The organism is Robertkochia marina (genome assembly GCF_004799345.1).
In the GTDB taxonomy this organism is placed as follows: Bacteria; Bacteroidota; Bacteroidia; order Flavobacteriales; family Flavobacteriaceae; genus Robertkochia; species Robertkochia marina.
Genome location: NZ_SSMC01000003.1, coordinates 50872 through 77234 on the forward strand (window position 1 = coordinate 50872; position 26363 = coordinate 77234).

The window sequence follows — 26363 nt, forward strand, 5'->3', positions numbered from 1 at the left end:
GAGGCCTGTTTCAGTTTTATTAATCAAGTTCCCATCCAAAAGTAGCCTGGAAAATATAATCTTCTCTGGCGGCCGTTTCTACCGGTTGTGAGTCAAAGTTCAGGGTGTAACCAAGGGTGATAAAAAAATCTTTTGGCAGATCGTACTTGAGATCTGTCTTAAAGTCTGCCCGTATCCTGTTTGATTCGGTTAAACTTGGATAAGCAAAAAGACTGGCGTACACCTTAAAATCACCAAGGTCAAAAGCGTTAAACTGACTCCCTAAAACGGCCTCCAAACTGTTCCGATTCGTGTTTTCTGCATCGCTGAAATTTTCATTGTTCCAACCGATCCCTCCAACACATGCCAAATAGATCCTGTTAGAATGTATCAGGTATTTTCCTATGTAACCTTTCAGGGCAGTTCTCAGATCAAGTTGTTGCTCTTCATTGGCCAGAAAATCTGCGTTCAACCCGACGAACCAATCCTTTTTCAGAAAGTACATGGCGCCGATGTCGGCATCAGTCCGAGCTGTCGATTCTACACCTTCCTGGGTATTACTAATTGTATTGATCGAAGCACTGGCGGCCCAAATTCGCGCACTATACGCTAAGCGGCCCTTAATGCTGAATTGTTGCAAATTGTTGCTTTTAGTAAAATTAAACCCAACTGATATGGAGGCATCAAACCTGGAAATTACCTGCGATTCTATGGGATGTAAATACACGATCTTTTCAAGATCAATGGTATGTGTGCCTTCAAAGGTATACAGGGTTACTACAGAGCTGTCTCTTTCTCTTGTTCGCATGGTGCCATTGTATCTGCCTCCGTCCTCGAGGGTAAGCAGGTAATATTGGGTAGACCGGATCACCGCCACATCCAGCCAGGTGATCTCAAAATCTTTTTTACCATAATCGGTTTCAACCTTTAAAACGCCGTTCACTAAGCTCTTGATCTCTCCTATGATCCTGTCCTGATTTTTTAAAAAGATGGTGTCGTTTTGGGTTTGACTATATCCCTGGATAAAGCATATCAGAAAGGTTAAAACCCATAGAAAACCTGACAGCCCACGATGCGGGATGTATGTTTTATGATGTGATCTGTTATTCTGCCGATGCATATCATCGGTTATCAACTTTCAGGCTCCCGTAGTCCGTCTTTTTCCAGCCTTTTTATCAGGGCCTCTGTATAATCCTGAGTAAACGACTCTAAACTGGAGGGGTTGTATGTTTTCGATTGCGCAGACCAAAGCAATTCGCCTGACTGTGCATCGTAAAGATTGCTCTCCAGGTAATAGATCTTATCAGTGGTATAATGGCCCGGGTCGTAGGCTATGGGTCTCATGGTATTATAATAACCATAGAAACTGCCGTAATAGCTGTAAGAGAGCGGATTATACCCGTAAGCATAATTGGTGTTGCCCGGAACATAACGGGTTTCACTTTGTTCATCCAGGAGGGAAACAGCAAAAATGGCATCAGCCCCGCTATTTTGTATGATCTCAAGAATAGCTTCTTTGGAGGGCGTGTTACCTTTTATAAAGGTAGCGGGAAAAACCTCATGACTTTTTATAGCCCTGGTACCACTTTTCTCGGCATAAAATGCAAGTTCATCTTCTATCAGGGTTTTTGCAGCCATATTTCCCGTAATGGCCACAATGAATACGTTTTTATAACTCTTGGTGGTTAATTTTTCTTTGTTGGTCCATGACTCGCTGATCGAGGTGCTGGAACCACAAGAAACCAGGAATAATCCTATTGCGAAAAGAATGTAAATAGATCTCATAAATGTACTTTTTAGAGGAATAACAAGGTGTAACGTCCGGTAAACTTACCAGGCACATAAATGAGGTGAGTGAGCAGGGCATAGGGGTTTTTAAATTTAGCGAAAAATAATGTTCTGATTGTCAGTTATTTAGTATAGTGCAGAAATTTTAGACGAATGTATACTTATTTAATCTGTCTTCCTGAAAACCATCAGGGGATGGTTCGGGTTGGAGAGCATTAAACGGTTGTTTTCAATGCTATAGGTGGTGGTTTTACGCAGCTTGTCAAGAAACTCACCTTCTTTGTTTTCAGGAAGGCAGGCTTTCCTGGTAGAGATCACATCAGTGAACCTTAAGAGTCCGGGCTCCCAAAAAATATTACCCCTCATCTGATTGCAGCCGGCGTACCCCGTAAATCGATTTTCAGCAACGTTCACTTCCATGGTCGGAGGTTCTTTGGCAAACCAACCTTCTTGAACAATTTCCTCTCCCAGTTTTTCCAGGATCCAGATATCCTGAAGTCTGTAGTCGGTCACATAATTCCCGCATCCTTTTAAGGAAACCGGTTTGCTATCTCCGGTTAACTGTACTTCCAGAGCCACCTGGTATTCATAATTGTTGTCGGCCATGGTATCTGCGCAGGGCTCATGTGTAATGGTAGCTGTTAGGGTAACCTTTTCAGTTGCTGCCCGGTATCGTTTTACATTGGCATCTGCAGCCCTGTTCACCTGCGGGAGAGGCGTGATGAACTCTTCATATCCTTCCAGCATTGAGGTGAATATGAGTTGTTGGTCATTAAGGGTTAAATTCCAAAAGGGCTCATTGCCCTGTGCCTTAAAAAATGTCATGGTCTCTTTCTGTTTAGAACTGTCAGATGCTTTAAACCGGTCGTTGACTTCCGATTTTTCCGGCCGGCTCTCACTATTGTTTTTTTGTTCCTTTTGGCCGCAGCCGGCAATGGTCATAACAAATAGGGTTAGCAGAGCGCAAAATGGTTTTAATTTCATCATAATTCGGTGTTTTTAACAAAGCGCATTAAGGGCACCTTTTTACCATATAGAAAAAGTCGGTTTTCTGAAACGCTGAAACTGTCAACGGCCTTTAATTGCCCCATAAAAAAATCGGCTCCCGGTCCGGGGCAAGCCTTTCGGGTTTGTTTACCGGTTTCTGAAAACTCCAGGCCATTGCCTTCTACCTGATAAGAAATAGAAAAGTCATTACATCCATTATATCCATGTACCATCATACTTTCACTATTGAAAATAATTAAGGGCGGCTTTTCAGGGTATAGGGCATCTAAAGGCATTTGTAATCCTGATATAAAATTCAATTGCCATGTGATCAGATCAGGGACTGAAATGGGTTGCGATTTATGTCCTGCGCAAGAGCATAGAACGAACAAAGCACAAAGAGCAAAAGTAGTTAAGCTAAGGGTTCTCATGGGGAGGAATAATTTAAATATACAAAAAAAAGGTTTCTTTATAGGTAAACGTCAATAGAAGCTTCGTGTTATATTACCAGCCTTAAAATGCAAAATGATGAACCCAGCAGAACAGTATATTCTACAGCAAAAGGAACCCTGGAGAGACTTTTTGTTACAACTGAAAGTATTGGTGGAAAAACAAGTGCCCGAAGCAGATTTATTGTTCAAATACGGTATCCCTTTTTACTACTTGAAAGGACGTCCTTTTTGCTATTTACTGGCCAACAAAAAGTACGTTGATCTGGGGATCGTGAGGGGTAACAGATTAACGAACAACCTGGATAACCTGGAAAAAGGAAAACGACAAACCGTGAGATCCCTGCGTTATAAAGATCCGGATGATTTTGATCTCGAGGTATTGCAAACCGTGCTGGATGAGGCTGCCGGCTTGTATTAAAAAAAAGCACTCCTGGGAGTGCTTTTTAATATATGATCTGACTTGTTTACGATTGCGCCAATTCTACCATGATTTCGATTTCCTTTAAAAGTTTTTCTGCGCTTCCGTTCCAACCTACAGACTTGAATTTGATCTTCCCGTCAGGGCCTATAATGAACTTTGTAGGAATGCCCGATACATTGTAATTCTCAACCACCTCGAAGGCACTGGTTTCCGGATCGTAATTGTCGAGCAGAACGTTGAAGTCATACCCCTTTTTCTCCATGAAGTTAGCGGCCAGCTTGAGTCGCTCTTCATCAGACTTACCTTCCCAGGTATTGATGAACAGGAATACGACTTTGTCATTATCAGCATATTTTTCTTTGGCTTGCTGCATTCCCGGGAAGGAGGCAATACAAGGCCCGCACCAGGTGGCCCAAAAGTCGAGGATCACGGTTTTGCCCTTTAGCTCAGCCAATGAGATCTCTTCTCCGGCGGTATTTTTAAGGGTAAATCCTGAAGCCTGTTCATTCAGCATCTCTTTCATAAGCTCTTCCCTGAATTTCTCTTCAGCCTCCAGTTCGAGAGATGCGAGGTAATCGGCAAAAACACCTTCACTGCCGTTTTCCGAAAAAGCAACCTCCAGGTATTCTGAGATCTTTCCTGTAGCCGCATTGTTTCTAATGTATAATGCTGCTTTCTCTTGTGCAAGAGGGTATTGTTTATCTTCAATTAAATACTGAATATATTTCTCATTAACATCAGGAGCTGATTCAACTCCTGAAGCCAGTCCCTGGTATTTTATAGCCTCTTTGATATTTCCTTGTTTGTATAAGATAAGGGCGTAGGTATCTCTATACATATTAAGGGAGTAATCTAATTGGAGTTGTGTTAGCGTTTTCGTTGAAAATGTTGGATCCCAATCCGGAGCGTCCATGGCATCCTGTATAACATCTAATGACGTTTTAGAGAGCTGGGCTGCACGGTCAAGATCTTCTCCCTTTTCCGCAAGGCTCCAGGCCAAGGAATTTAAGGCTCTACCTCGAGATTGAGGATCGTTAATGAGAGCTACCGTGGTGTTGAACTTATCATAGTCTCCCTCCCGTCCATAGGCCTGGGCAAGGCTGGAAGTCAGGTATCCGGCAGTAACATGTTCCGGATGGGCGGCTATAAATTCTTTGGTGGCAGCATCTTTCTCCTCCAGGTCCTTCATCTGTTGAATATCATTAAATTGCTTCCTGATACCCGGATTACTGTTTGGGTAGTTGTCTGCTAATACTCCGTAGATCGAATCTACCTTTCCGCGGTTGTCCATGGCCATGTATACATCTGATAATCTTGTCAGTTCTTTCATAGCCAGGCTGTCTTTTTCCAAAAGTTCGTTTTCCATGGAGTTTAACATGGCCTTTCCATCTTCTTTACTGGATTTGATCAAAAGAAAGGCATATGCGATATCGTGATCCGGGCTGATTTCCGGGTAGGTCTCCAGGTCCTGCTTATAAAGTGCAAGAATACTGTCATTGTCGATATTGTGACCGAATCTCTTGCCCGTATATGTTAAATAGTAGGCCTGGCCTGCCAGGGCACCGGGTAAAGCGGCTCCCTCTTCAGAATAGACGGCTATAGCCGCCGTCTCATTAACGGCTTCATATTTTTTCATGAAATCGAAGGCCATACTAACAGCGCTGTCGGGCACCTGAAAATTGGCGGTAACCCCCTCGTTGGTATGTTGAAATTCAAGGTCTTTTAAGTACCCTTTCTTTCCCGTGTGGTAGTATAAAATAACGTTGTCTACTTCTTCGTCAGCAGCAAAGGCCAGCTGTATGGAGTCACCCTGAACAGGATATGTTTTTGAAATATGAACATCACCAACAGTAATGCCCGGGTCGTTTTTTGATGTTTCCTGACAGGCAACAAAGCAAGAGGTTACTGCCAGCAGGGTGATGAATTTAAAGGTTCTCATTAGGTTGTATTTGTGGTTAAAAGCCTACAAAATAATGAGTTTACGCCAACTATTTGTTAATGAGATGTTATAAGTTGTTCACTGCTCACAAAAAATGCCGGGATTTCCCGGCATTTTAGCAATATATAGTATCTGAATTTTAAAGTGAATTTACTGTTTTTCTAATCGCTACAAGGTTACTCAACAACTTTTCCAAATGATCCAGGTGAAGCATATTGGCTCCATCACTCTTGGCATTGGCAGGGTCGAAATGGGTTTCCATGAAGAGTCCGTCAACTCCTGTAACTACTCCTGCACGGGCAATGGTTTCGATCATATCCGGACGTCCTCCGGTTACCCCGCTGCTTTGATTAGGTTGTTGGAGAGAATGGGTAACATCAAGTACCACCGGTGCGTATTGCTTCATGGTGGGAATACCTCGAAAATCAACGATCATGTCCTGGTACCCGAACATGGTGCCTCTGTCGGTGATCATAGCTTGCTCATTGCCGCTGTCGTATACTTTTTTAGCGGCATGCTGCATGCTTTCAGGACTCATGAACTGCCCTTTTTTAAGATTTACGGTTTTGCCGGTCTGTGCTGCAGCCACCACCAGATCGGTCTGCCTTACCAGGAAAGCAGGGATCTGCAGGATGTCTACATATTCTGCAGCCATGGCAGCGTCGGTTACCTCGTGGATGTCGGTAACTGTTGGTACCTCGAAGGTTTCTGAGACCTTCTTCAGGATCTTAAGTGCTTTTTCATCGCCAATTCCGGTAAAGGAATCGATCCTGCTGCGATTAGCTTTTTTAAAACTCCCCTTAAATACATAAGGGATCTCCAGTTTATTCGTGATCTCTACCACCCTTTCAGCAATGCGCATCGCCATCTCTTCGCCTTCTATAGCGCAGGGTCCGGCTAATAAAAAGAAGTTGTTGCTATCCAGGTGTTTTAACTGAGGAATATGTTCCAGTTTCATGATGCTGTTCAATTTTGAGCGCAAAGATAGGATAATAAACGGTATTAATGCAGAAAGGATAGGAAGCATGAGGAAGTATGTGACTCTTCAAAGTGCTTTGTTTGTTTGAGTGCAACTTCCTTGTTTTGAGTCACGTAGGGTGTTGTGGTGCAGCTAAATAAATTTTGCGAATACAGTGATACAACTAAAAGAATACCGTACCTTTGCGCCTTCAAATTAAAAGGCTAGAATGACATCTATTAAAAACATTGCCATCATTGCACACGTTGACCACGGTAAGACGACCCTGGTTGATAAGATTCTGCATCATTGTGAATTGTTCAGAGATAACCAGGAAACCGGAGAACTTATCTTAGACAACAACGATCTGGAAAGAGAAAGGGGTATTACCATTCTTTCTAAGAACGTTTCGGTTAATTATAAAGGAACCAAGATCAATATTATTGACACTCCCGGCCACGCCGACTTCGGGGGAGAGGTTGAACGTGTTCTCAACATGGCAGATGGGGTTTTGCTGTTGGTGGATGCCTTTGAAGGGCCTATGCCGCAAACCCGTTTCGTACTGCAAAAAGCCATCGAAATGAAATTGAAGCCCATCGTGGTGGTGAACAAGGTTGACAAAGAGAACTGTACTCCTGATGAGGTGCACGAATCTGTTTTTGACCTGATGTTCGAACTGGGTGCTGAAGAATGGCAGCTTGATTTTCCAACAGTTTATGGTTCGGCCAAAAATAACTGGATGTCTGACGACTGGAGAAATGAAACAAAAAATATAGAGCCTCTTCTTGATATGGTTGTGGAGCATATTCCATCGCCAAAGATCGAGGAAGGGAGCACCCAAATGCTGATCACCTCTCTTGACTACTCGTCTTTTACCGGGCGAATCGCCATCGGACGACTTCAGCGAGGCAGCCTGAAAGCAGGGATGAATATTTCGCTGGTAAAGCGCGACGGTTCAGTGGTAAAATCAAGGATCAAGGAGTTACATGTTTTTGACGGACTTGGACGTAAGAAAGTTGATGAGGTAGTAGCCGGTGATATTTGTGCTATTGCAGGATTAGACGGTTTCGATATTGGAGATACCATAGCCGATTTCGAGGCTCCGGAAGCCCTGCCTACCATCGCGATCGATGAGCCTACCATGAGTATGCTCTTTACCATCAATGATTCTCCTTTCTTTGGGAAGGATGGGAAGTTCGTGACTTCAAGACATATTAAGGAGCGTCTGGAGCGTGAACTGGAAAAGAACCTGGCGCTGAGAGTAGAGCCTACAGACAGTGCTGATAAATTCATGGTATTCGGACGAGGCGTACTTCACCTTTCTGTACTTATTGAAACCATGAGAAGAGAAGGGTATGAGCTTCAGATCGGACAGCCTCAGGTAATTATTAAGGAGATTGACGGAGTGAAGTGTGAGCCTGTTGAAGAGCTGACCATTGATCTTCCGGAGGATGTTTCAGGTAGAGCTGTAGAAATGGTAACCCAGCGAAAAGGTGAAATGCTGAGCATGGAACCCAAAGGAGAGCGTATGATTATCCGATTCAATATTCCTTCCAGAGGTATTATCGGGTTGAGAAACCAGCTGCTTACCGCTACTGCCGGAGAAGCCATTATGAATCACCGCTTCCTGGAATACCAGCCATATAAAGGAGAGATCCCGGGTCGTATTAACGGGTCGCTGATCTCTATGGAAAAGGGAACTTCAATTCCTTATTCGATGGATAAACTTCAGGAAAGAGGACGTTTCTTTATCCACCCCGGAGAAGAGATCTATACCGGACAGGTGATCGGAGAGAATTCCAGGGGAGATGATATGACGGTGAATGTTACTAAGACCAAGAAGTTGACCAACATCCGTTCTGCAGGAGCTGATGATAAGGTAAAACTTGCTCCACCGATCAAATTCTCTTTAGAGGAAGCCCTTGAATACATTCAGAAAGATGAATATGTTGAGGTAACTCCGAATCATATGAGATTGCGTAAGGTCTATCTCGATGAGAACGAACGTAAGCGTATGCAGAAGCAAATAGGATAACAAAAAAGAGACCGGGAGGTCTCTTTTTTTTGTTATACAGTTATGCGGTTATGCAGAGATGTCTTCGCGAAGGAGCGAAGTGACTGAAGCGATCTTTTGAAACTTTAACGGTAGTCACCTTGAGAGATCCTATTCCGCGGGATCGTATTGGAAGGCTTAATATCTTGAAGTATCCTCGATATACCACGCATTCAGCGTGACGCCCGCTTATCGCAGGCGAAGTCGCGAGGGGTTGCATGTTAGGTTAACCTGAATCAACCCGCCCCGTCAGCGATTTTATCGCTGCCACCCCTCCCTGTCCAGGGTGGGGAGCCACACTTTATATACTTTTTCAGCAGAATATATAAATCCGTCGGTGGTGGGAGCGAAGCGACTGAAGCGATCTTTTGAAGCTTCAGCCGGAGTCATCTTAAGTAAACCTCATTACTAATTCACCATTTACAATTTATAATTCATCATTGATCCCGCCTTTGCGGGATCAAACCCTTCTCAAAACACCTGCTGTTGTCCATATTCCTGTATTGACCATAGCAAGGCATCAGGGTATAGCCACAGCGTTGATACAGGGCGATAGCCGATGTTTGCCGGGTGCCGGTTTCCAGGATGCATCTTGAATACCCCAGTTCAGCAGCCCAGTTTTCCAGGGCTTCAAGAATGGTTTCTGCCAAACGCAAGCCCCGGAGCGATGGTTTGGTGAACATTCGTTTGATCTCAGCACTTTCCTTATCATATTCCTTAAGGGCTCCGCATGCCACTGCCTCCTTATTCAGGTAAAGCAGCACCACATGCTGAATAGCATCCAGTTTATTGAACTGATCGTAAAAGGCATGTTCATCGCCATCGGTAATGGCTAAAAAGGCGTCAAGCTCCTTAACCAGGGGGATAAAATCTTCGTGCTCTGAGTTGGTTCTGATGATATGAATTTCGGGTTTCATACAACGGTTATATAGTTATACAGTGATGCAGTTATGCGGTTATGCAGTTATGCGGTTATGCAGAGTAGATTATAGATTATGAATTATAGATTATAGATGGGGTTTGTATCAGAATTAAAACTTCAGAATGTCTGGAAAATCTAGATTTATTAAATTCATCATTCATCATTCATCATTCATCATTCATCATTCATTATTCATCATTCAATAAAATATCTCTGCGTACCCTCGTACTTCCGTAACTTTCAAAATCAAACTGCAAACTCCTCCCTATAACTGAAACTCCTCCCTCAAACTGACCTCAAATACCCTCCATCCAACGGGATGGCCGTTCCTGTAAGATAGGCAGCCTTGTCTGAGGCCAGGAAACACACCAGGTAACCGTATTCTTCGGGTTGCCCGATACGATTGAGTGAATTCTGAGCGGCCATTTCGGCCTGAAGTTCGTCCATGCTTTTACCGCTGCGTTCCGCTTTTTTACGGTTCACTTCTTCCAGACGTTCGGTGTCGAAATACCCGGTAAGAATAGAATTCACCGTGATACCAAAGGGGCCAAGTTCCTGCGAAAGCGATTTGGCCCAGGTAATGATCGAAGCCCTGATGGTGTTTGAAAGCACCAGCTCCGGCTTGGGCTCTTTAATGGTTACCGAGGTTACATTAATAATCCGTCCAAAACCTGTAGACTTCATATGCTCAGTAACAGCCTGGGTGGTAAAATTAATGGTCCTGAATAAAAGGTCAAAAGCTTTGGCATAATCTTCATCCCGGAGTTCACCAACAAAGCCAGGGGGTGGCCCGGGGGTATTATTCACCAGGATATCGACCGGATATTTCTTAAGATGTTCAAGGATGTCGTTTTTATATCGCTCCAGGTGCATCATGTCGGTGGTCAGGTAATGATGTTCCTGCCCGTTACTGCTGTCCAGTTCGTTCACCAGGATTTGCAGTTTACCCTCACTGCGACCCATCACGGTGACACTGGCACCACAGCGGGCAAGTTCTCTGGCGATACCCTCGCCTATGCCTTTGCTGCTTCCGCCCACCAGGGCGTGCTTTCCAATTAAACTTATTTCCATGATTATTGATATTCTTCCCGGGGTGGACAAAAAATGTCAGTGATCTTACAGGGGGTAAGGGCCTTACCGCCGTGTTTGATGTGGGGCTCAAGATATACAACCGTGCCCGGACCGTATACCCTGCTAACCCCGTCAACGGTCAGTTCAAATTCGCCTTCAGTAACCTGCATGATCTGCTCGTGGTAGTGACTGTGCTCGGGAATTTCAGATCCTGCTTCCACCTCCCAGTAGGCGATGGTCGATTTTGGGGTATGAATCATTTTTCCGTGAAATCCCGGAATAAGTTCTTTGGTGGGAACGTCTTTAAGTTCTATGTCCATTGAGTTAAGAGTTAAGAGTTAAGAGTTAAGAGTTAAGAGTTAAGAGTTACGTGTTACGTGTTACGTGTTACGTGTTACCTGTTGCAAGGTTATGAAGTTACGAAGTTATATGTTATTTCGGTTATGCGGTTATGCGGTTATGCATGTCGGTCGGTCGGTAGGTAGGTAGGTAGGTAGGTAGGTAGGTAGGTAGGTAGGTAGGTAGGCGGTTTTTTTGAAACTCGTCCCTGACACTGAAACTCGTCCCTCAAGCTGAGATCAAAAAAGCCGGCTTGCTTTCGCAAGACCGGCTTTTTAAAACTATATATTCGATTGAAATTATCCTAAGAACGGATAACGGTAATCTGTTGGAGTCACGAAGGTCTCCTTGATCAATCTTGGTGATACCCAACGCAGGAGGTTCTGCATAGAACCGGCCTTGTCGTTGGTTCCTGATGCTCTGGCACCACCAAACGGCTGCTGCCCTACAACGGCACCGGTTGGCTTATCGTTAATGTAGAAGTTTCCGGCACTGTTCTGAAGCGCTTTGGTAGCCTCTTCAATAGTGTAACGGTCTCCTGAGAATACGGCACCTGTAAGTCCGTACTCAGAAGTGGTATCAACCAGTTTCAGGGTTTCGCTCCACTGGTCATCCTCGTAAACATATACGGTTACTACAGGTCCGAACAGCTCGGTGGTCATGGTCACGTATTGCGGGTCGGTGGTAACGATCACGGTAGGCTGAACGAAATATCCTTTAGACTTGTCATATGATCCTCCGGCAAAGATCTCAGCTTCCTTATCTTCTTTGGCGCGATCAATAAAGCCGGCCAGTTTATCGAAAGAGCCTTCGTGGATCACGGCTGTAATGAAGTTCTCCATATCTTCAGGAGATCCCATCTTGAAGGAAGCGATATCTTCTTTTACAAAGTTCAATACCTCGTCGGCCAGAGATTTCGGAAGGTATACCCTTGATGCGGCACTACATTTTTGTCCCTGGAACTCAAAAGCTCCACGGCTAATGGCGGTAGCTACCTGCTTGGCATTGCTGGTGGGGTGGGCAATGATAAAATCTTTACCTCCGGTCTCCCCAACAATTCTTGGGTAGGTCTTATACTTGTCAATATTGTTTCCGATCTTTTTCCAAAGTCCTTTAAAGACCTCTGTAGATCCGGTAAAGTGGATTCCGGCAAAATCAGGACTGTCAAGAAGGGTGTCTGTGATCATTACCGGATCTCCGTAAACCACGTTGATCACTCCATCAGGAAGCCCGGCCTCTTTCAATACATCTACGATCACTTTGGCCGAAAAGATCTGGTGGTCGCTGGGTTTCCATACCACCACGTTCCCCATCATGGCTGCACTCGTTGGAAGGTTCCCTGCAATAGCGGTAAAGTTAAACGGGGTAATGGCATATACGAATCCTTCTAACGGACGGTATTCCACACGGTTCCAGATACCTTCATCAGAAATAGGCTGATCTTCGTAAATGCGAGACATGAATTCTACATTGAACTTCAGAAAGTCAATGATCTCACATGCTGCATCGATCTCTGCCTGGTGAATGTTTTTAGATTGTGCGATCATCGTAGAGGCATTCATCTTATCGCGGTAAGGTCCGGCAATAAGGTCTGCAGCCTTCAAGAATACTGCTGCGCGCTGTTCCCATGAAAGGTTAGCCCATTTTTCTCTTGCTTCCAGTGCGGTAGAAACTGCACTCTCTACATGAGTTTTTTCAGCCAAATGATAGGTTCCCACCACGTGTTGGTGATCGTGTGGAGGCGACATGGTGCGTGTATTCCCTGTTCTGATCTCTTCTCCATTAATATATAAAGGCACATCTACCTTGCCATTGTAATATTCCTTGTACTGTTTTAAAACAGACTCTCTTTCGGGAGATCCCGGAGCGTACGACCTAACCGGTTCATTTACCGCTACGGGTACTTGAAAAAATCCTTTTCCCATTTATAGTGTTTTTATACGTTTTTTACGCAAACAAATGTAATAAATGGCTTGTGCTTAAAAAAATGAATCAGGAGTTAAACACGCTGTTAATTAAGGGTGAAGGGTGCGCTTAGTCGAAAGGTGGGGATAAATACTTTAAAATGCCCCGCGGAGGCATAATTCAACATGAGGTAATTACCTCTCATGGCCCCGATAGGAGAAGTTAATAAGCATCCGGAACTATACTTATGGGTCTCTCCGGGATGCAACACCGGCTTTTTTCCAATAACCCCTTCTCCGTCAACCACCTCGGTCTCATTGAGGGCATCAAAGATCTGCCAGTGTCGTGCAAGTAATTGCACCGGGTCTTTGCTTTGATTCTCTATGGTGATATGGTACCCGAAAGCATAGTGCTTTCTGTAATTTTTGAAGAAGGTGCCTTCAAAACTTGTTTTTACAGAGATCTTTATGCCTTTGGTTACCTGGGTGAACATTTTGCTAATACGTTAAAGCGCTTCCCGAAAGAAACAGTATCATACTGATACTAGCTAAAAATACGAAAATTGTGTTCAGGATGGAGAATTTTAAAATAGTTTTAAGACGCCCTTGTTGATAGAATACCCGCATGGCTCTGTAGAGATAAAAGGAGAATAAAAGCACGGCTACCCAAAGTACGTTCCAATCGGTGATCGCATATATGATATAGGCAATAATGAGCAGTATGATGAACAGAGATTGTGAATGAAAGCTGAAAATAAGGTGATCCATATAATTGAATTCTCTTCTCAGGTACAATAGCCATATAAATACCGTGAAAACGGGTAAAAAGAAGAAAATGAAAAAGGGAAGCCTGGAGATCACGGTATTTAAAAAGGTGCCGGGTTCCTTTGTTACTCTGTTGATACTTTTTCCGGTTCTGAAAGCCCAAAGCTCTGACCCTTTTAAGGGGATGTTCAGCTTTGAACGCGCCTCTTCCGGGGTATTATAATGATTGTGTTTGATAGTCCTGTAAAAGAACTCGGTCATGGATATAAAACGACCCACACTACCTGAGGTGTCATTTTTAACCTCATTATAAAAGGTCTGTGGGGCATAGGTGGCCAGAGAATCCTTACGTTTATCCAGGGCTTCCAGGACGCCTATCCCAAATTTTAAAGTATCTATGGTTGCTTTCAGGGAGTCTTGCAAGGCTTCTTGAGAAACGTCGCCCTTTGGGATGATCAATTGTTCTGCTTTCAGCGAATCGGCAATTTTTGTATACTCCTCTATGTTCACCAACCCTTTGGTGTCTGCATCCGCCTTTTTTTGGTTTAATGATTCAAAATCTGAAGAATAACCCAGTAAGAGGAAATAGATAATGCAAAGGCTCAGCAGCGTCTGAAAGGGGTTCGTATAAGAGGCGCGCTTGCCGTTGATATATTCCCGGGTGATCTTTCCGGGTTTTAAAAGCAGGGCAGAGAGGGTTTGTCTGAGCTTGGAGTCATAATTGAACAGGGTGCCGAACAATTCGTCAAAAAGATCCTGCACGCTGAACTTCTTCATCGAATTGATCTGTCCGCAATTGGCACAATACTTATCGCTCAGATCCAGCGGATGATCACAATTGAGGCAGCAGTTTCCGCGGTATTTAAACTTACGCCGTTCGGGAAGATATCCGCCTTTTTTTACTGGTTTATCGCTCATGGTTAGTTGGAAATGTCTACTGAACTAATGTTGGCTACCCCAATGACACTGTCATAAAGTGCTCCAAAGTTTCTGTAATATACTAAAACCAGGTATTCGTTCTCGGTTTCCCAGTGATTGCCTCCAATGGCATTCAGATCAATACTCCCGTCACTGTTCTTGATCACATATTTGAAATTGTAAAACCCCTGCTTGAGAAATAAGGTCGTTTCCAGGGTGTTGTTGTCGGCGTTGAAGGTAAGCTTGTTCTCTTTTGTCAGTTCGTAGTTATTGAACTTACCATATACGTAAACGTCTTTAAGGCCAAGCCATGGCTGGTATTCAAGACTAAAATGCACAAAAGAGTAATCGGCTTCACTGTTGTCATCGTTTTGAACGCCCTCACCCAGGCGAACCCGGAAGTCGCCATTAATGTCAGGAAAATAGGTATAGATCATATCGCGCCTTACGGGGTTGGTATACAGATAATGATTGTAGCGATTTTTCAAATCTACCCTGGCGACCGTATTGGTGGCCGTTCTTATGTCTTTGGTGTCCAGGTTCAGGTATTCATTGCCTCCTTCAAAACTGGTTTCTTTTTCATACTTATAAATCAGCTGGCTGCCCGACACGAACTGAGGTTTTATGTTGTGAACAGCCGTATTGAAATTACTGTTCTGAAGGATGCTTACCTTGACCTCCTGGAGGGGGTTCACCAGTTCAAAATCGCCGGCGCTTACCGTGAACTCTATACGTTGCCCGGTATTTAAGAACTTCGGATCTCGTGGCCTCTTGACAATGCCTCCCACATTTACAGCATTATTAAAAAGGATAAATCTTCGGGAAAATACTATTTGATCGGTGTTGTCAAAGATCTTCAGAATATAATTCCCGCTTATCCGCATTCGCGTAAAGCGATTCGGGAGCTCCAGCCTGTAGGCGGTGTAAGGTTGTATGGAGGCGAGTGAATTGTCGTACTGCAGGATACGCTGATTATCCAGGCCGTCCAGGTATTGATTCTTTACCAGGTTAGAGGGGGTCCAGTCGTAATTACAATGCTCAATGCGATAGTAGTAGTCGGCCTCATCGGCATAGAGGTCGTCAAAAGTAAGCACCATGGTCTGTCCGGGTTGAATTACCGGGAATTGTGCAGCATTGTTGTTGCCGGTAAAAACAATAGATCGGATGTTTTCCGGGGGAGGGATCTCTTTTTGCACTTGCGCAAGGAGCGTGAGGTTACATTGAAGGAATACAATGACAAAACCTATAAGAGTACGCATATGGTAAGGAAAATTTTTGCTAAAGATAATAAAATAAAAACGTGGAATTTGGGGGGCTTTTCCACCTCCAAAAATATAGGGTTTTATTATGGCAACAATCTTATAATTATTAAATTTGCACGAATTTTTGAGTTAACTAATTTCATTAGCACAGATAGCATGTCAAACGACATTAAGATTAGAAAAGGCTTAGATCTTAAGCTTATGGGTCTGGCAGACAAAACGATCGCTGCCGCTCCGAGGTCTAAAAAATTCGCTATAAAGCCTACTGATTTCCATGGTGTAACCCCTAAAATGGTGGTTAAAGAAGGTGCTTCCGTGAAAGCGGGAGAGATCATTTTCTTTTCAAAGTACAGCGACCGCGTTAAGTTCGCTTCGCCTGTTAGTGGTACCATTGCAGAGATCCGCAGGGGCGCAAAGCGAAGAATTTTAGAAGTAATAATTGAAGCAGACGCCGAAGATACTTTCCTGGAGCACGGTTCCAAGAATGTTTCCGGTATGTCGGGAGAAGAGGTAAAAGAGCTTTTGCTTGAAGGTGGTTGTTGGCCATTCATCAAGCAGCGTCCGTACGACGTGATAGCCAATCCGGATGACGCCCCTAAGGCGATCTTCGTTTCGGCTATGAGTACAGCTCCTCTTGCTGCCGATGTGGAATTCCTGTTAAAAGACCGAATGGAAGATTTCAAAACCGGTCTGGAGGCTATTTCAAAACTTACTTCAGGAAAAACCCATGTTTCTGTAGCAGCGGGAAGCAGTTTGGCTGACGGCCTGAATGGTGTTGAGATCCACAAGGTAAAGGGGCCGCACCCTGCCGGTAATGTCGGAGTACAGATCCATCATATCGACCCTGTTAATGCAGGAGAACGTGTATGGGTTGTTGGGCCGGAAGATGTAGCTATCATTGGTAACTTTTTGAACACCGGAAAATTCAAGGCTGACCGTTTGGTTGCCGTTTCCGGCTCTGAAGCGCCCAAGGCACAGTATTTCAGTATGCGTGTGGGAACCAATGTTTTTGAGCTGATCAATAAGGTGCCTTCTTCAGTGAGGATCATCAGTGGAGATGTCCTTACAGGAGATCAGATCGCTAACTCAGGATTTGTAGGGTTCTATCACAACACCATTACGCTTATTCCGGAAGGAAAAGAGCACAGAATGTTCGGGTGGGTGCCATTCTTAGATAATCATATTCCAAGTATGTCAAGAACCTCTCTTTCTTTCCTCTTTCCAAATAAGAGGTACAAGGTGAATACCAACCTTAATGGAGAAGAGCGTGCGCTGGTAGTAACCGGTGAGATGGAGCAGGTGCTTCCTATGGATATTTATCCGATGCAACTTCTTAAGGAATGTATGGCGGCGAACATCGAAAAGATGGAAAACCTTGGTATTTACGAGGTGGCTCCTGAAGATTTCGCCTTGATTGATTATACGAACACCTCTAAAATTGAAGCCCAGGCAATTATCAGAGAGGCATTAGACCTCATGATCAAAGAAGTGGGTTAAAAAAAGAAGCTATGAGTTTTTTGAGAAAAAAGTTAGACGAATTAAAGCGACCCTTTAACAAGGGTCAGAAGTGGGAGAAGTTTGCTCCTGCATTCAACGCCTTTGATACTTTTCTGTTCGTACCTGATCATACGACCAGAAAGGGTGCACATATCCGTGATGCCGTTGACCTGAAGCGTACCATGATCACCGTGATCATTGCTTTGTTACCTGCTTTATTCTACGGAATCTACAATACCGGGTATCAGTATCTTTCGCAAACCGGGGAGGCATTTACCTTTTTAGATGCCTTTATTCACGGTGCCTGGAAGATCGTACCGATGATCGTTGTGTCTTATGCGGTAGGTCTTGGTATTGAATTTATTTTTGCGATTTACCGCGGCCACGAAGTGAACGAAGGGTTCCTGGTTACCGGGATGCTTGTTCCTATGATCATGCCGGTGGATATACCACTTTGGATGGTGGCTGTTTCTGTGGCTTTTGCCGTATTGATCGGTAAGGAAGCCTTCGGAGGAACAGGGATGAATATTCTGAATCCGGCCCTTATGGCACGTGCTTTCGCATTCTTTGCCTACCCAACCTATATGTCGGGTAACAAAGTATGGGTTTCAGAAGCCTCTAATATTGATGCTGTTTCCGGGGAGACCATTCTTGGTTCTCTTGCTGCCGGAAAAGAAGTGACCTATAATATGTGGAGCATGTTCTCTGGAGCTATTCCCGGATCTATCGGTGAGACTTCTACGCTTTGGATCGCAGCCGGTGCCCTTTTCCTGATCCTTACCGGGGTAGGAAGCTGGCGTATCATGGCCGGGGGAGTTATCGGAGCTGCATTTATGGGCTTCCTGTTCAATCTTTGGGGAGCTAATGCACTTATGAGCTTTCCGTGGTACCAGCACCTAGTAGTGGGTGGACTTGCCTTTGGAATCGTATTCATGGCTACAGATCCTGTTTCTGCAGCTCAGACCTTTAAAGGAAAATGGATCTACGGTATTCTGATCGGTGTTTTCAGTATTATGATCCGTGTATTTAACCCGGCGTATCCTGAAGGAGTAATGCTTGCCATTCTGCTTATGAATGTGTTTGCACCAACCATCGACCACTATGTGATCGAGGCCAATATTAAGAGAAGAAAGAAAAGATTAGCAACTGTAACCGCTAAATCCGCATAATTATGAACAGAGACAGTAACGCTTATACCTTTATTTTTGCCACTGTTATGGTAATTGTGGTTGCAGCATCACTTGCTATTGCCGCCACCTCTTTAAAGCCGATGCAAAATGAGAACGTGCGTAAAGAGAAGATGCAGAACATTCTTTCTACTATCGGAGTAGAGGTGGAAAGAGAGCAGGCAGGAGAAGAATTCAATAAGTATATCAAAGAACAGATCTCCCTTACCGCCGATGGATCGATCGATGAAAGCGTGAATGCGTTTAATATCGACCTGGCAAAAGAGTTGAAGAAACCTGTAGAAGAGCAGCGTTTTCCGCTTTACAAAGCCGAGATCGAAGGGAAGCAATATTTTATCATTCCGCTTCGCGGCGCCGGACTTTGGGATGCGATCTGGGGTTATATTTCCCTGGAGGATGATATCAATACCATTAAAGGAGCTGTATTCGATCACAAAGGGGAGACTCCCGGTCTTGGTGCCGAGATCACTCAAAGCTGGTTTGAAAAGCGCTTTGAAGAAGAAAAGATCTTTGATCCGGAATCAGGAGAATTTGTTGGGGTGACCGTAATGAAAGGATACTCCGGAGGAAATAATAAGGATGATAATGCGATCGATGCGATCTCAGGAGCTACCATCACCGGTGATGGGGTTACCGATATGATCTACAATCGTTTGCAGTATTATATGCCTTACCTGAAACAACAGAACGTTAAAGTAGCATTAAATAACTAATTATGGCCAATAAGAAAGATAACAAAGAGAAATCTCCTTTGGTACTTTTTGTAGCTGAAGAAAAGGAGCCTTTATTCTCTAAAAAGAACAGAAAGTTATTGAGCGACCCGCTGGACGACAATAACCCGATCACCGTACAGGTACTGGGTATTTGTTCTGCTCTTGCGATCACGGTGCAGCTTAAGCCGGCCATAGTTATGGCGATCGCAGTACTTGCGGTTATGGCATTTGCCAATATGATCATTTCGATGATCCGTAACCTGATACCTAACAGGATCCGTATCATTGTGCAGCTGGTAGTGGTTGCTGCCCTGGTAATTTTAGTAGACCAGGTTTTGAAGGCCTTTGCCTATGATGTGAGTAAAGAACTATCGGTATTCGTAGGACTAATTATTACCAACTGTATCGTAATGGGACGATTGGAAGCCTTTGCCCTGGGTAACGGGGTTTGGAAATCTTTCCTTGACGGTGTTGGTAATGCTGCCGGATACGGGCTGATTCTGGTGATCGTGGCTTTCTTCAGAGAGCTTTTGGGATCTGGAAAACTATTCGGATTCGAGGTATTGGGTCACAAAGGTGCAACCCTTGCCGAATCTTCCGGTCTGTACGCATTAGGATATGAGAATAACGGATTGATGCTTCTCTCACCTGCAGCGCTGTTAGTGGTTGGAGTGCTTATCTGGATCCAACGTGCCAGAAACAGAAAACTAATTGAAAAGAACTAAGCTCCAGGCTTAATAAATAGAAAGAACTAATGGATTACGTAAATCTTTTTGTACGAAGTATTTTTATCGAAAACATGGTTTTCGCATACTTCCTGGGTATGTGTTCTTACCTGGCCGTATCGAAGACCGTGAAAACGGCTGTTGGACTTGGAGCGGCAGTGATCTTTGTATTGTCGATCACAGTTCCAATTAACTTTTTACTTGATAATTACCTGTTGCGTCCGGGTGCTTTGGCCTGGATGGGTGAAGAATATGCTTCGATCGACCTTAGCTTTTTGAGCTTTATCATGTTTATTGCGGTTATTGCCTCTATGGTACAGCTTGTTGAGATGATCGTTGAGAAGTTTGCTCCCGCCCTTTATGGTGCGCTTGGTATCTTCCTGCCTCTTATTGCGGTAAACTGTGCCATCCTTGGAGGATCACTGTTTATGCAGCAAAAAGACTTTGCCGGAATCGGCGAGGCGGCTACCTATGGTTTAGGTTCAGGGATCGGATGGTTCCTGGCTATCCTTGCGATCGCTGCTATTCGTGAAAAGATCGCCTATTCTAATGTACCAGCACCATTAAGAGGTCTTGGAATTACATTTATCATAACCGGACTTATGGCCCTTGGGTTTATGAGTTTTATGGGAATCAAATTATAAATCATTATTTAAGACGAAAGAATGGATTATTCAGTAATCGTAGCGAGTTTAATAGTATTCCTGGTCCTTATCTTCGCCCTAGTGGCTATTCTTTTGGGAGCCAAAGCAAAATTGGTACCCTCAGGCCCTGTGAACCTGAAGATCAATGGAGAGAAAGATGTGGAAGTTTCTTCAGGAGGAACACTGCTTTCAACGCTTGGAGATAATAAGATTTTCCTGCCTTCAGCCTGTGGAGGTGGAGGTACCTGTATACAGTGTAAGTGTAAGGTGACTGAGGGAGGTGGAGAGATCCTGCCAACCGAAGCTCCGCACTTTACCAGAAAAGAGATTGCCGAAGGATGGCGTCTTGGTTGCCAGGTGAAGGTGAAACAAGATATGGTGATCGAAGTACCTGAAGAGGTGTTCGGTATCAAGAAATGGCAGGCAGAAGTTGTTCGTAACTGGAACGTGGCTTCCTTTATTAAAGAATTCGTAGTTCGTATTCCTGAGGATATGGATTATGAGGCAGGAGGATATATCCAGATCGAGATTCCTCCATGTGAGGTCAAATACAGCGATATTGATATCACTGCCCACCCTGAAGAACATGACGATCCTAAAAAATTCCAGATGGAATGGGATAAGTTTAACCTTTGGCCATTGGTAATGAAAAATACCGATACGGTTGAAAGAGCTTATTCGATGGCTTCATATCCTGCAGAAGGACGTGATATCATGTTGAATGTGCGTATTGCTACCCCACCATGGGATCGCAGTAAGAATGGATGGATGGATGTAAATCCTGGTGTGGCTTCTTCATATATCTTCTCTAAAAAACCGGGAGATAAGGTAACCATCTCAGGACCTTATGGTGAATTCTTTATTAACCACAGTGATGCGGAAATGCTTTACGTTGGTGGTGGAGCAGGAATGGCGCCAATGCGTTCTCACTTATATCACCTGTTCAAAACGCTGAAAACAGGAAGAAAAGTTACCTATTGGTACGGTGGACGTTCTAAACGTGAGCTGTTCTATATAGAGCACTTCCGTGAATTGGAACGTGATTTCCCTAACTTCAAGTTCTATATTGCACTTTCTGAGCCTCTGGAGGAGGATAACTGGAAAGAAAAGGACGGACTTGATGGTGAAGGAGATGGTTTCGTAGGTTTTGTACACCAGGTGGTAATTGATAACTACCTGTCGCACCATGATGCACCGGAAGACATTGAATTCTACTTCTGTGGACCACCGTTGATGAACAAGGCAGTGGAGAAAATGTGTGATGACTTTGGAGTACCGCCGGAGAATGTACGATTCGACGATTTCGGAGGATAATTAATATTGTATATAACGAAAAAACCGACGCTACCAGTGTCGGTTTTTTGTTTTATCTTGATGCGTATGAGTGTGTTGACAGAACAGGAATTACATAACCTGGCCATGAATATTGTGGGTAAGGACCTTGAAAAGAATGGATTTGAATTCATGGCAGTGAACAGTGAATTAAAAAAGGATCCGCAATTTGTTTGTCTGAAAGACCGCAAGCTGCATTTTGTGATCGTAAAGGCTGTGGTCTATCCTGAAGACCCTAAGAATTACGATGTGATCTTTATGGAGACTATACGGGCTCATGCCCTGAAGTTTAAAGCCAGGACGTACTATGCCGGGGTAGGGCTGGCCAATGCGAGCGATTACAACAAACCGGTGAGTAAAGAAGAAAACTATATCGTGAATTATAATGGGATTATTGAGATCAGCGAGTAAACTTTTTTTGATAATATGTACCCTGGTTTTAACGAGCCATTGTACCCAACCTGAGGCAAGCATAACGCATCGAACCGAAAAAGGAAAGGCTTTAGGTACTACTTACACCGTTATATATGAGGTGCCGTCAGATACGGTAAGTTATCTTGAGGATATTGAAGCGGTTTTTGAACAGATCAATGCCTCGATGTCAACCTACCTTCCGGATAGTGATATCAGCCGAATAAACAAGGGTGATACCCTTGTGAAGGTAGATGATAATTTCGTGGAAGTTTTTGACAAAGCCCGGGAGGTTTGGGAGACCACCGATGGGGTTTTTGATCCTACGGTTGGTGCCCTGGTCAATGCATGGGGTTTTGGTCCTGAGAAGGCCATTTCTGACCTGGATAGTGTTTCTGTTGACAGTATACTTGAGTTTACCGGCATGGAGAAGGTAGCCTTGAACGATAACCGACAGGTGGTAAAAGAACACCCTGCACTTTATCTTGATTTTAACGCCCTAGCCAAAGGGTTTTGTGTAGACATGGTAGGGCGTATGCTCGACAGTCGTGGAGTTGAGAATTACCTGGTAGAAATTGGAGGGGAAATCCTGGCTAAAGGGCGCAATACTGTTAAGGATAAGAGCTGGGTGGTAGCGGTAGATGACCCTCTGCAAGAGGAAGGAGACAGAAAGCTCATCTCGAAACTTACCCTGGAAAACCGGGCTATGGCCACCAGTGGGAATTACAGAAAATACAGGGTCGATGAGATTACCGGAGAGCGGTATGTGCATACTATAGACCCGCGGGCGGGCTATCCTTTTAGGAGTAAGGTGTTAAGTGCCTCTGTACTGGCATCTACATGTATGGAAGCAGATGCCTATGCCACGGCTTTTATGGGTATGAATCTCGAAGAGATCAAGGCAACCCTGGAAAAGACTTCCGGAATTGATGTATACATTATCAGTGTTAATGATGATGGGATACAGGAATTCAGAACTGCCGGTTTTGAACGCCTGGTTATAAAAGACTGAAAATTTTACTTGTATACTACAGGAATGATTTCAGAAGGGTCGATGCGATAGGTGTCGACCTTTTCTTTTGGCATACGGGCAGCAAGATCTTCTTTGATGACCTTGAAGCCAACCTCACGTAGCTTTTCAAAATAATCGCGGCCGTAGACCCTCACATGATCATACTGGCCAAATATACGTGCCCGTTCCTTTGGGTCGGTAATACTGTCGTCTTCGAAAGTTGTTTCCCTGTTGAGGTCTTGTGGTATCTGGAAGACACCCCAACCACCGGGCTTCATGATCCTGTAAAGCTCCTGCATGGCCTTGGCATCGTCCGGGATATGCTCAAGGACATGGTTGCATAGAATAACATCGAAACTGTTATCCTCAAAAGGAAGGTTGCAAATATCAGCCTTTACATCGGCCAGGGGGGAGTTCAGATCGGTCGTGGTGTAATCAATATTCTTCAGGGCTCTGAATCGTTGGTAAAATGCCTGCTCCGGTGCAAAATGCAGAACCTTTAAGGGGGCGCTGAAAAAATTAGTTTTCCGCTTAAGGTAGAGCCAGAGGAGTCTGTGTCTCTCCAGTGATAAAGTTCCGGGTGCCAGAACATTTTCCCGTTGATTTTCGTAGCCATATGGAAGAAAACTGCGGTAGCTTTTACCTTCAATAGGGTCGGTATACCGGTCGCCTTTGTAATAGGCAGCCACCAGGGGTCTGGCCAGGTAGCTTAATCTGATAAGTAAGGGGCGTGGTACCGTATTCAGTACGTATTTAAAAAGCTTTTTCAATCAGCGATAATTATACGTTCAGCGCTTGTTTGAACTCATCTTCCTCGTTGCTTTCAATACCCAAAACTTCGTAAATGTATTTAAAGGTAGAAAGTATCTCCGGCTTTCCGTTCACCAGGGCTACATCATGTTCAAAGTGTGCACTCGGTTTGCCGTCGGCCGTTACGATGGTCCATCCATCTTTAAGCTGCTTGATGCGCTGCGTACCCATATTGATCATGGGTTCTATAGCGACTACCATTCCTTCCTGGAACTTCTTTCCGCGCCCTCTTCGTCCGTAATTAGGCATCTCAGGGTCTTCGTGCATTTTTTTACCGATTCCATGACCAACGAGCTCCCGAACAACACCATAACCAAAACCTTCGCAATAATTTTGTATAGCAAAACCAACGTCACCTACACGATTCCCATTTTTAAATTCACGGATACCGATATACAGCGATTCTTTGGTTACCTGCAGCAGTTTTTTGGTTTCGGGATCTACCTCTCCGATCTCAAAAGTATAGGCGTGGTCTCCGTAGTATCCGTTCATCAGGGCACCGCAATCTATTGAAACAACGTCTCCCTCTTCCAAAGGTTTGTCGGTAGGCAGTCCGTGTACCACGGCTTCGTTTACACTGGTAAGCAGGGTGGACGGACAGTCGTACAATCCAAGAAATCCGGGCTCTGCACCCTGGTCTCTGATAAAAGCCTCAGCCAGTTTATCCAGATGATTTGTCGTTACACCCGGCTTTAATTCACCGGCAAGCATCCCCAGGGTCTTAGATACCACAAGGGCGCTTTGTCTCATTAATTCAATTTCCTCAGGTGTTTTGATCTTGATCATTCTGAATATGTTTGATAGACTGTACTTCAATACTTTTGTTACTTATTCACAGAGGTGCAAAAGTAAGTTTTATTTTTCAGATTATTGCCCATCAGAAGGGCAGGGCCAGGGTACGTATCAATTCTGCCTGTGCTTCCCCGAGTTTGTATTCAAGTTCGATCTGCTTGAGTCGTGCCTCCAGCAATTTTGCCTCCCGCGAGTTCAGTAGAAATACCGAACTTTCACCAAAACTGAATTTGCGTTCCTCAGCCTGCAGCAGACGTTCGTAATCTTCGGCTACCCGATCAACCAGGTCTCGCTGACTTTCGTAGTTAGTAACCTGCTGTAAGGCAGCTTCAGATTTGTTTCTGAGTATCAGAGCTTCCTGCTCGGTCTCGAACTCAGCATCCTGTATTTTGAACTTGCTCAACTCTAAAGCCCCTCTTTCTTTTCTAAGAAATATGGGCATGCTGAATTGTAACCCGAACTTATAATCACCGCTGTTGATAGTGTTCAGTTGTTCTGCATCGCTGGTAATGAAATTATAATTCAGGTTCAATTCCGGTTTCAGCATTTCTGCCTTCAACCTCCGCTCTACCTCCAAAGTTTCGATCTTTGATCGCAACGATCTTATTTTTGGGTGGGTCGTAATATCGAAATCATCAATAAGGTTCTCGTTGCTTAAAAGAAAGCTGTTCAGAGCTTCGGTTACTTCCTCCTGCGGTCTTACGAACCCTGCTATTTCCAGGGGTACCAGGTTCTCTTCCCATAAAAAATTGGAGAGATTGAGCCTGGCCTTCAACAGGGTCAGGGCTGAGTTCTGGAGGTTCAGGCGACGGTTTTGAACAGTAATTCCCAGTTCAACACTGTCAATGGGGGCTGTGGCACCCACTTCGATCTCTCTTTTCAGGTTTCTGAAACGCAGCTCGGCATTCTCTAGAAATGACCCGTAAAGTTCGTATTCGCGCCATGCCCTGTACCAGTCAAGGTATGACAATACAGCCTCAAATAACAATTGGTTGATCTGCAGTTCCCGCTCGGCTGTATTGAGATCCCTGAAGATCTTTGCCTGGCTAAGGCTGGCCATACGTTTGTTAATGAACAGTCCCTGGCCTACGGGAACGGAAATACCGGCACTATACAAGCCGTCTTCCGGAACAAAGTTCTGAGGGTTCAAAAACTCTCCGTCATTTAGTTCATAGCCCGCCTGAAGCTCTATACCGAACCAGGTGGGTATTTTAAAGCTACCGTAAAGTATGTCGTAATAGTCAGTCCCCTTGAATTCTTTGGTGGAATAATCAATATCGATCTTTGGATCAAACCCACCTCTGGCTTCCAATACCCTTGCTTCTGCCTCACTGAGTTTAAGGTCGGCTTGAGCAGCAACCGGATGATTCTTTTTCACAAAGGCCAGGAACTCCTCAAAGGTGAGGATCTCTTGTCTTTCCTGGGCATGCAAAAAGCAGCTCCAAATGATACAAATAATGAGAATAATGGTATTGCGCATAC

The 26363-nt window shown here is 44.3% G+C and carries 26 protein-coding genes; 10 read left to right on the plus strand and 16 right to left on the minus strand.

Annotated features, from left to right (window positions below):
• Positions 1-19 precede the first annotated feature (19 nt).
• The 4 genes from E7Z59_RS10795 to E7Z59_RS10810 all read right to left on the minus strand — a co-directional run bounded on the left by E7Z59_RS10795 (position 20) and on the right by E7Z59_RS10810 (position 3185).
• Positions 20-1099: a DUF481 domain-containing protein gene (locus tag E7Z59_RS10795; RefSeq protein ID WP_136336367.1), complete on the minus strand. Its 1080-nt coding sequence runs from the start codon at positions 1097-1099 to the stop codon at positions 20-22.
• Between the two features lie 11 nt (positions 1100-1110).
• On the minus strand, positions 1111-1764 hold the full coding sequence (locus E7Z59_RS10800) for a hypothetical protein (protein ID WP_136336368.1): 654 nt from the start codon (positions 1762-1764) through the stop codon (positions 1111-1113).
• 168 nt (positions 1765-1932) lie between these two features.
• Positions 1933-2754 carry an META domain-containing protein gene (locus E7Z59_RS10805; protein ID WP_136336369.1) on the minus strand — a complete coding sequence of 274 codons (822 nt, stop codon included), beginning with the start codon at positions 2752-2754 and terminating at the stop codon, positions 1933-1935.
• On the minus strand, positions 2751-3185 hold the full coding sequence (locus E7Z59_RS10810; protein WP_136336370.1) for an META domain-containing protein: 435 nt from the start codon (positions 3183-3185) through the stop codon (positions 2751-2753). The genes E7Z59_RS10805 and E7Z59_RS10810 overlap by 4 nt, the downstream gene beginning before the upstream one ends.
• Positions 3186-3279: 94 nt before the next feature.
• On the opposite strand from E7Z59_RS10810, the gene E7Z59_RS10815 reads away from it, so the two are divergent.
• Complete coding sequence (locus E7Z59_RS10815) at positions 3280-3624, plus strand: DUF1801 domain-containing protein (protein ID WP_242015688.1); 345 nt, start codon at positions 3280-3282, stop codon at positions 3622-3624.
• A 46-nt stretch (positions 3625-3670) separates the two neighbouring features.
• On the opposite strand, the gene E7Z59_RS10820 is transcribed toward E7Z59_RS10815, so the two are convergent.
• Together E7Z59_RS10820 and kdsA are read right to left on the minus strand one after the other, a co-directional pair.
• Positions 3671-5566, minus strand: a complete 1896-nt coding sequence (locus E7Z59_RS10820) for a TlpA disulfide reductase family protein (RefSeq protein WP_136336371.1) — start codon at positions 5564-5566, stop codon at positions 3671-3673.
• 139 nt (positions 5567-5705) lie between these two features.
• On the minus strand, positions 5706-6524 hold the full coding sequence (gene kdsA, locus E7Z59_RS10825; RefSeq protein ID WP_136336372.1) for a 3-deoxy-8-phosphooctulonate synthase: 819 nt from the start codon (positions 6522-6524) through the stop codon (positions 5706-5708).
• A 229-nt stretch (positions 6525-6753) separates the two neighbouring features.
• Between kdsA and typA the strand changes: the two genes are divergently transcribed.
• The gene (gene typA / locus E7Z59_RS10830) at positions 6754-8559 is read left to right on the plus strand and encodes a translational GTPase TypA (RefSeq protein WP_136336373.1); all 1806 of its coding nucleotides are present in this window, start codon (positions 6754-6756) and stop codon (positions 8557-8559) included.
• Between the two features lie 455 nt (positions 8560-9014).
• Here typA and E7Z59_RS10835 read toward each other — a convergent pair whose 3' ends face one another.
• The 7 genes from E7Z59_RS10835 to E7Z59_RS10865 all read right to left on the minus strand — a co-directional run bounded on the left by E7Z59_RS10835 (position 9015) and on the right by E7Z59_RS10865 (position 15755).
• Positions 9015-9494, minus strand: a complete 480-nt coding sequence (locus E7Z59_RS10835; RefSeq protein WP_136336374.1) for a GNAT family N-acetyltransferase — start codon at positions 9492-9494, stop codon at positions 9015-9017.
• Positions 9495-9784: 290 nt separating this feature from the next.
• The gene (locus tag E7Z59_RS10840; RefSeq protein ID WP_136336375.1) at positions 9785-10570 is read right to left on the minus strand and encodes an SDR family oxidoreductase; all 786 of its coding nucleotides are present in this window, start codon (positions 10568-10570) and stop codon (positions 9785-9787) included.
• Between the two features lie 2 nt (positions 10571-10572).
• The gene (locus E7Z59_RS10845) at positions 10573-10890 is read right to left on the minus strand and encodes a cupin domain-containing protein (RefSeq protein ID WP_136336376.1); all 318 of its coding nucleotides are present in this window, start codon (positions 10888-10890) and stop codon (positions 10573-10575) included.
• A gap of 318 nt (positions 10891-11208) precedes the next feature.
• Complete coding sequence (gene pruA, locus E7Z59_RS10850) at positions 11209-12834, minus strand: L-glutamate gamma-semialdehyde dehydrogenase (RefSeq protein WP_136336377.1); 1626 nt, start codon at positions 12832-12834, stop codon at positions 11209-11211.
• A gap of 86 nt (positions 12835-12920) precedes the next feature.
• Complete coding sequence (apaG, locus tag E7Z59_RS10855) at positions 12921-13307, minus strand: Co2+/Mg2+ efflux protein ApaG (protein WP_136336378.1); 387 nt, start codon at positions 13305-13307, stop codon at positions 12921-12923.
• A 4-nt stretch (positions 13308-13311) separates the two neighbouring features.
• The gene (locus tag E7Z59_RS10860) at positions 13312-14496 is read right to left on the minus strand and encodes a DUF3667 domain-containing protein (RefSeq protein WP_136336379.1); all 1185 of its coding nucleotides are present in this window, start codon (positions 14494-14496) and stop codon (positions 13312-13314) included.
• A 2-nt stretch (positions 14497-14498) separates the two neighbouring features.
• Positions 14499-15755, minus strand: a complete 1257-nt coding sequence (locus E7Z59_RS10865; RefSeq protein WP_136336380.1) for a type IX secretion system plug protein — start codon at positions 15753-15755, stop codon at positions 14499-14501.
• Positions 15756-15914: 159 nt separating this feature from the next.
• On the opposite strand from E7Z59_RS10865, the gene E7Z59_RS10870 reads away from it, so the two are divergent.
• The 8 genes from E7Z59_RS10870 (at position 15915) to E7Z59_RS10905 (ending at position 23279) form a co-directional block, all read left to right on the plus strand.
• The gene (locus E7Z59_RS10870) at positions 15915-17255 is read left to right on the plus strand and encodes a Na(+)-translocating NADH-quinone reductase subunit A (protein WP_136336381.1); all 1341 of its coding nucleotides are present in this window, start codon (positions 15915-15917) and stop codon (positions 17253-17255) included.
• A gap of 11 nt (positions 17256-17266) precedes the next feature.
• A complete protein-coding gene (locus E7Z59_RS10875; RefSeq protein ID WP_136336382.1) occupies positions 17267-18424 on the plus strand; it encodes an NADH:ubiquinone reductase (Na(+)-transporting) subunit B in 1158 nt (385 codons plus the stop codon).
• A 2-nt stretch (positions 18425-18426) separates the two neighbouring features.
• Positions 18427-19155, plus strand: coding sequence for an NADH:ubiquinone reductase (Na(+)-transporting) subunit C (gene nqrC / locus E7Z59_RS10880; RefSeq protein ID WP_136336383.1), 729 nt, complete (start codon positions 18427-18429; stop codon positions 19153-19155).
• 2 nt (positions 19156-19157) lie between these two features.
• Positions 19158-19880: an NADH:ubiquinone reductase (Na(+)-transporting) subunit D gene (locus tag E7Z59_RS10885; protein WP_136336384.1), complete on the plus strand. Its 723-nt coding sequence runs from the start codon at positions 19158-19160 to the stop codon at positions 19878-19880.
• 29 nt (positions 19881-19909) lie between these two features.
• Positions 19910-20524, plus strand: a complete 615-nt coding sequence (gene nqrE, locus E7Z59_RS10890; RefSeq protein WP_136336385.1) for an NADH:ubiquinone reductase (Na(+)-transporting) subunit E — start codon at positions 19910-19912, stop codon at positions 20522-20524.
• A gap of 21 nt (positions 20525-20545) precedes the next feature.
• Positions 20546-21838 (plus strand): NADH:ubiquinone reductase (Na(+)-transporting) subunit F, encoded by a 1293-nt coding sequence (gene nqrF / locus E7Z59_RS10895; protein ID WP_136336386.1) that lies wholly within the window; start codon positions 20546-20548, stop codon positions 21836-21838.
• A gap of 66 nt (positions 21839-21904) precedes the next feature.
• Positions 21905-22267: a Na(+)-translocating NADH-quinone reductase subunit F gene (locus E7Z59_RS10900; protein WP_136336387.1), complete on the plus strand. Its 363-nt coding sequence runs from the start codon at positions 21905-21907 to the stop codon at positions 22265-22267.
• Positions 22268-22274: 7 nt separating this feature from the next.
• The gene (locus E7Z59_RS10905; RefSeq protein WP_242015689.1) at positions 22275-23279 is read left to right on the plus strand and encodes an FAD:protein FMN transferase; all 1005 of its coding nucleotides are present in this window, start codon (positions 22275-22277) and stop codon (positions 23277-23279) included.
• Between the two features lie 5 nt (positions 23280-23284).
• Here E7Z59_RS10905 and E7Z59_RS10910 read toward each other — a convergent pair whose 3' ends face one another.
• The 3 genes from E7Z59_RS10910 to E7Z59_RS10920 all read right to left on the minus strand — a co-directional run bounded on the left by E7Z59_RS10910 (position 23285) and on the right by E7Z59_RS10920 (position 26361).
• Complete coding sequence (locus E7Z59_RS10910) at positions 23285-24049, minus strand: class I SAM-dependent methyltransferase (protein WP_136336389.1); 765 nt, start codon at positions 24047-24049, stop codon at positions 23285-23287.
• 10 nt (positions 24050-24059) lie between these two features.
• Positions 24060-24875, minus strand: coding sequence for a type I methionyl aminopeptidase (gene map / locus E7Z59_RS10915; protein WP_136336390.1), 816 nt, complete (start codon positions 24873-24875; stop codon positions 24060-24062).
• A gap of 91 nt (positions 24876-24966) precedes the next feature.
• A complete protein-coding gene (locus E7Z59_RS10920) occupies positions 24967-26361 on the minus strand; it encodes a TolC family protein (RefSeq protein ID WP_136336391.1) in 1395 nt (464 codons plus the stop codon).
• Positions 26362-26363: the final 2 nt, after the last annotated feature.

Excerpts from the sequence above, each read along its gene's own strand:
- E7Z59_RS10795 (WP_136336367.1), bottom strand. The coding sequence starts at position 1,099 with ATGCATCGGCAGAATAACAGATCACATCATAAAACATACATCCCGCAT.
- E7Z59_RS10800 (WP_136336368.1), bottom strand. The coding sequence starts at position 1,764 with ATGAGATCTATTTACATTCTTTTCGCAATAGGATTATTCCTGGTTTCT.
- E7Z59_RS10805 (WP_136336369.1), bottom strand. The coding sequence starts at position 2,754 with ATGATGAAATTAAAACCATTTTGCGCTCTGCTAACCCTATTTGTTATG.
- E7Z59_RS10810 (WP_136336370.1), bottom strand. The coding sequence starts at position 3,185 with ATGAGAACCCTTAGCTTAACTACTTTTGCTCTTTGTGCTTTGTTCGTT.
- E7Z59_RS10815 (WP_242015688.1), top strand. The coding sequence starts at position 3,280 with ATGATGAACCCAGCAGAACAGTATATTCTACAGCAAAAGGAACCCTGG.
- E7Z59_RS10820 (WP_136336371.1), bottom strand. The coding sequence starts at position 5,566 with ATGAGAACCTTTAAATTCATCACCCTGCTGGCAGTAACCTCTTGCTTT.
- kdsA (WP_136336372.1), bottom strand. The coding sequence starts at position 6,524 with ATGAAACTGGAACATATTCCTCAGTTAAAACACCTGGATAGCAACAAC.
- typA (WP_136336373.1), top strand. The coding sequence starts at position 6,754 with ATGACATCTATTAAAAACATTGCCATCATTGCACACGTTGACCACGGT.
- E7Z59_RS10835 (WP_136336374.1), bottom strand. The coding sequence starts at position 9,494 with ATGAAACCCGAAATTCATATCATCAGAACCAACTCAGAGCACGAAGAT.
- E7Z59_RS10840 (WP_136336375.1), bottom strand. The coding sequence starts at position 10,570 with ATGGAAATAAGTTTAATTGGAAAGCACGCCCTGGTGGGCGGAAGCAGC.
- E7Z59_RS10845 (WP_136336376.1), bottom strand. The coding sequence starts at position 10,890 with ATGGACATAGAACTTAAAGACGTTCCCACCAAAGAACTTATTCCGGGA.
- pruA (WP_136336377.1), bottom strand. The coding sequence starts at position 12,834 with ATGGGAAAAGGATTTTTTCAAGTACCCGTAGCGGTAAATGAACCGGTT.
- apaG (WP_136336378.1), bottom strand. The coding sequence starts at position 13,307 with ATGTTCACCCAGGTAACCAAAGGCATAAAGATCTCTGTAAAAACAAGT.
- E7Z59_RS10860 (WP_136336379.1), bottom strand. The coding sequence starts at position 14,496 with ATGAGCGATAAACCAGTAAAAAAAGGCGGATATCTTCCCGAACGGCGT.
- E7Z59_RS10865 (WP_136336380.1), bottom strand. The coding sequence starts at position 15,755 with ATGCGTACTCTTATAGGTTTTGTCATTGTATTCCTTCAATGTAACCTC.
- E7Z59_RS10870 (WP_136336381.1), top strand. The coding sequence starts at position 15,915 with ATGTCAAACGACATTAAGATTAGAAAAGGCTTAGATCTTAAGCTTATG.
- E7Z59_RS10875 (WP_136336382.1), top strand. The coding sequence starts at position 17,267 with ATGAGTTTTTTGAGAAAAAAGTTAGACGAATTAAAGCGACCCTTTAAC.
- nqrC (WP_136336383.1), top strand. The coding sequence starts at position 18,427 with ATGAACAGAGACAGTAACGCTTATACCTTTATTTTTGCCACTGTTATG.
- E7Z59_RS10885 (WP_136336384.1), top strand. The coding sequence starts at position 19,158 with ATGGCCAATAAGAAAGATAACAAAGAGAAATCTCCTTTGGTACTTTTT.
- nqrE (WP_136336385.1), top strand. The coding sequence starts at position 19,910 with ATGGATTACGTAAATCTTTTTGTACGAAGTATTTTTATCGAAAACATG.
- nqrF (WP_136336386.1), top strand. The coding sequence starts at position 20,546 with ATGGATTATTCAGTAATCGTAGCGAGTTTAATAGTATTCCTGGTCCTT.
- E7Z59_RS10900 (WP_136336387.1), top strand. The coding sequence starts at position 21,905 with ATGAGTGTGTTGACAGAACAGGAATTACATAACCTGGCCATGAATATT.
- map (WP_136336390.1), bottom strand. The coding sequence starts at position 24,875 with ATGATCAAGATCAAAACACCTGAGGAAATTGAATTAATGAGACAAAGC.
- E7Z59_RS10920 (WP_136336391.1), bottom strand. The coding sequence starts at position 26,361 with ATGCGCAATACCATTATTCTCATTATTTGTATCATTTGGAGCTGCTTT.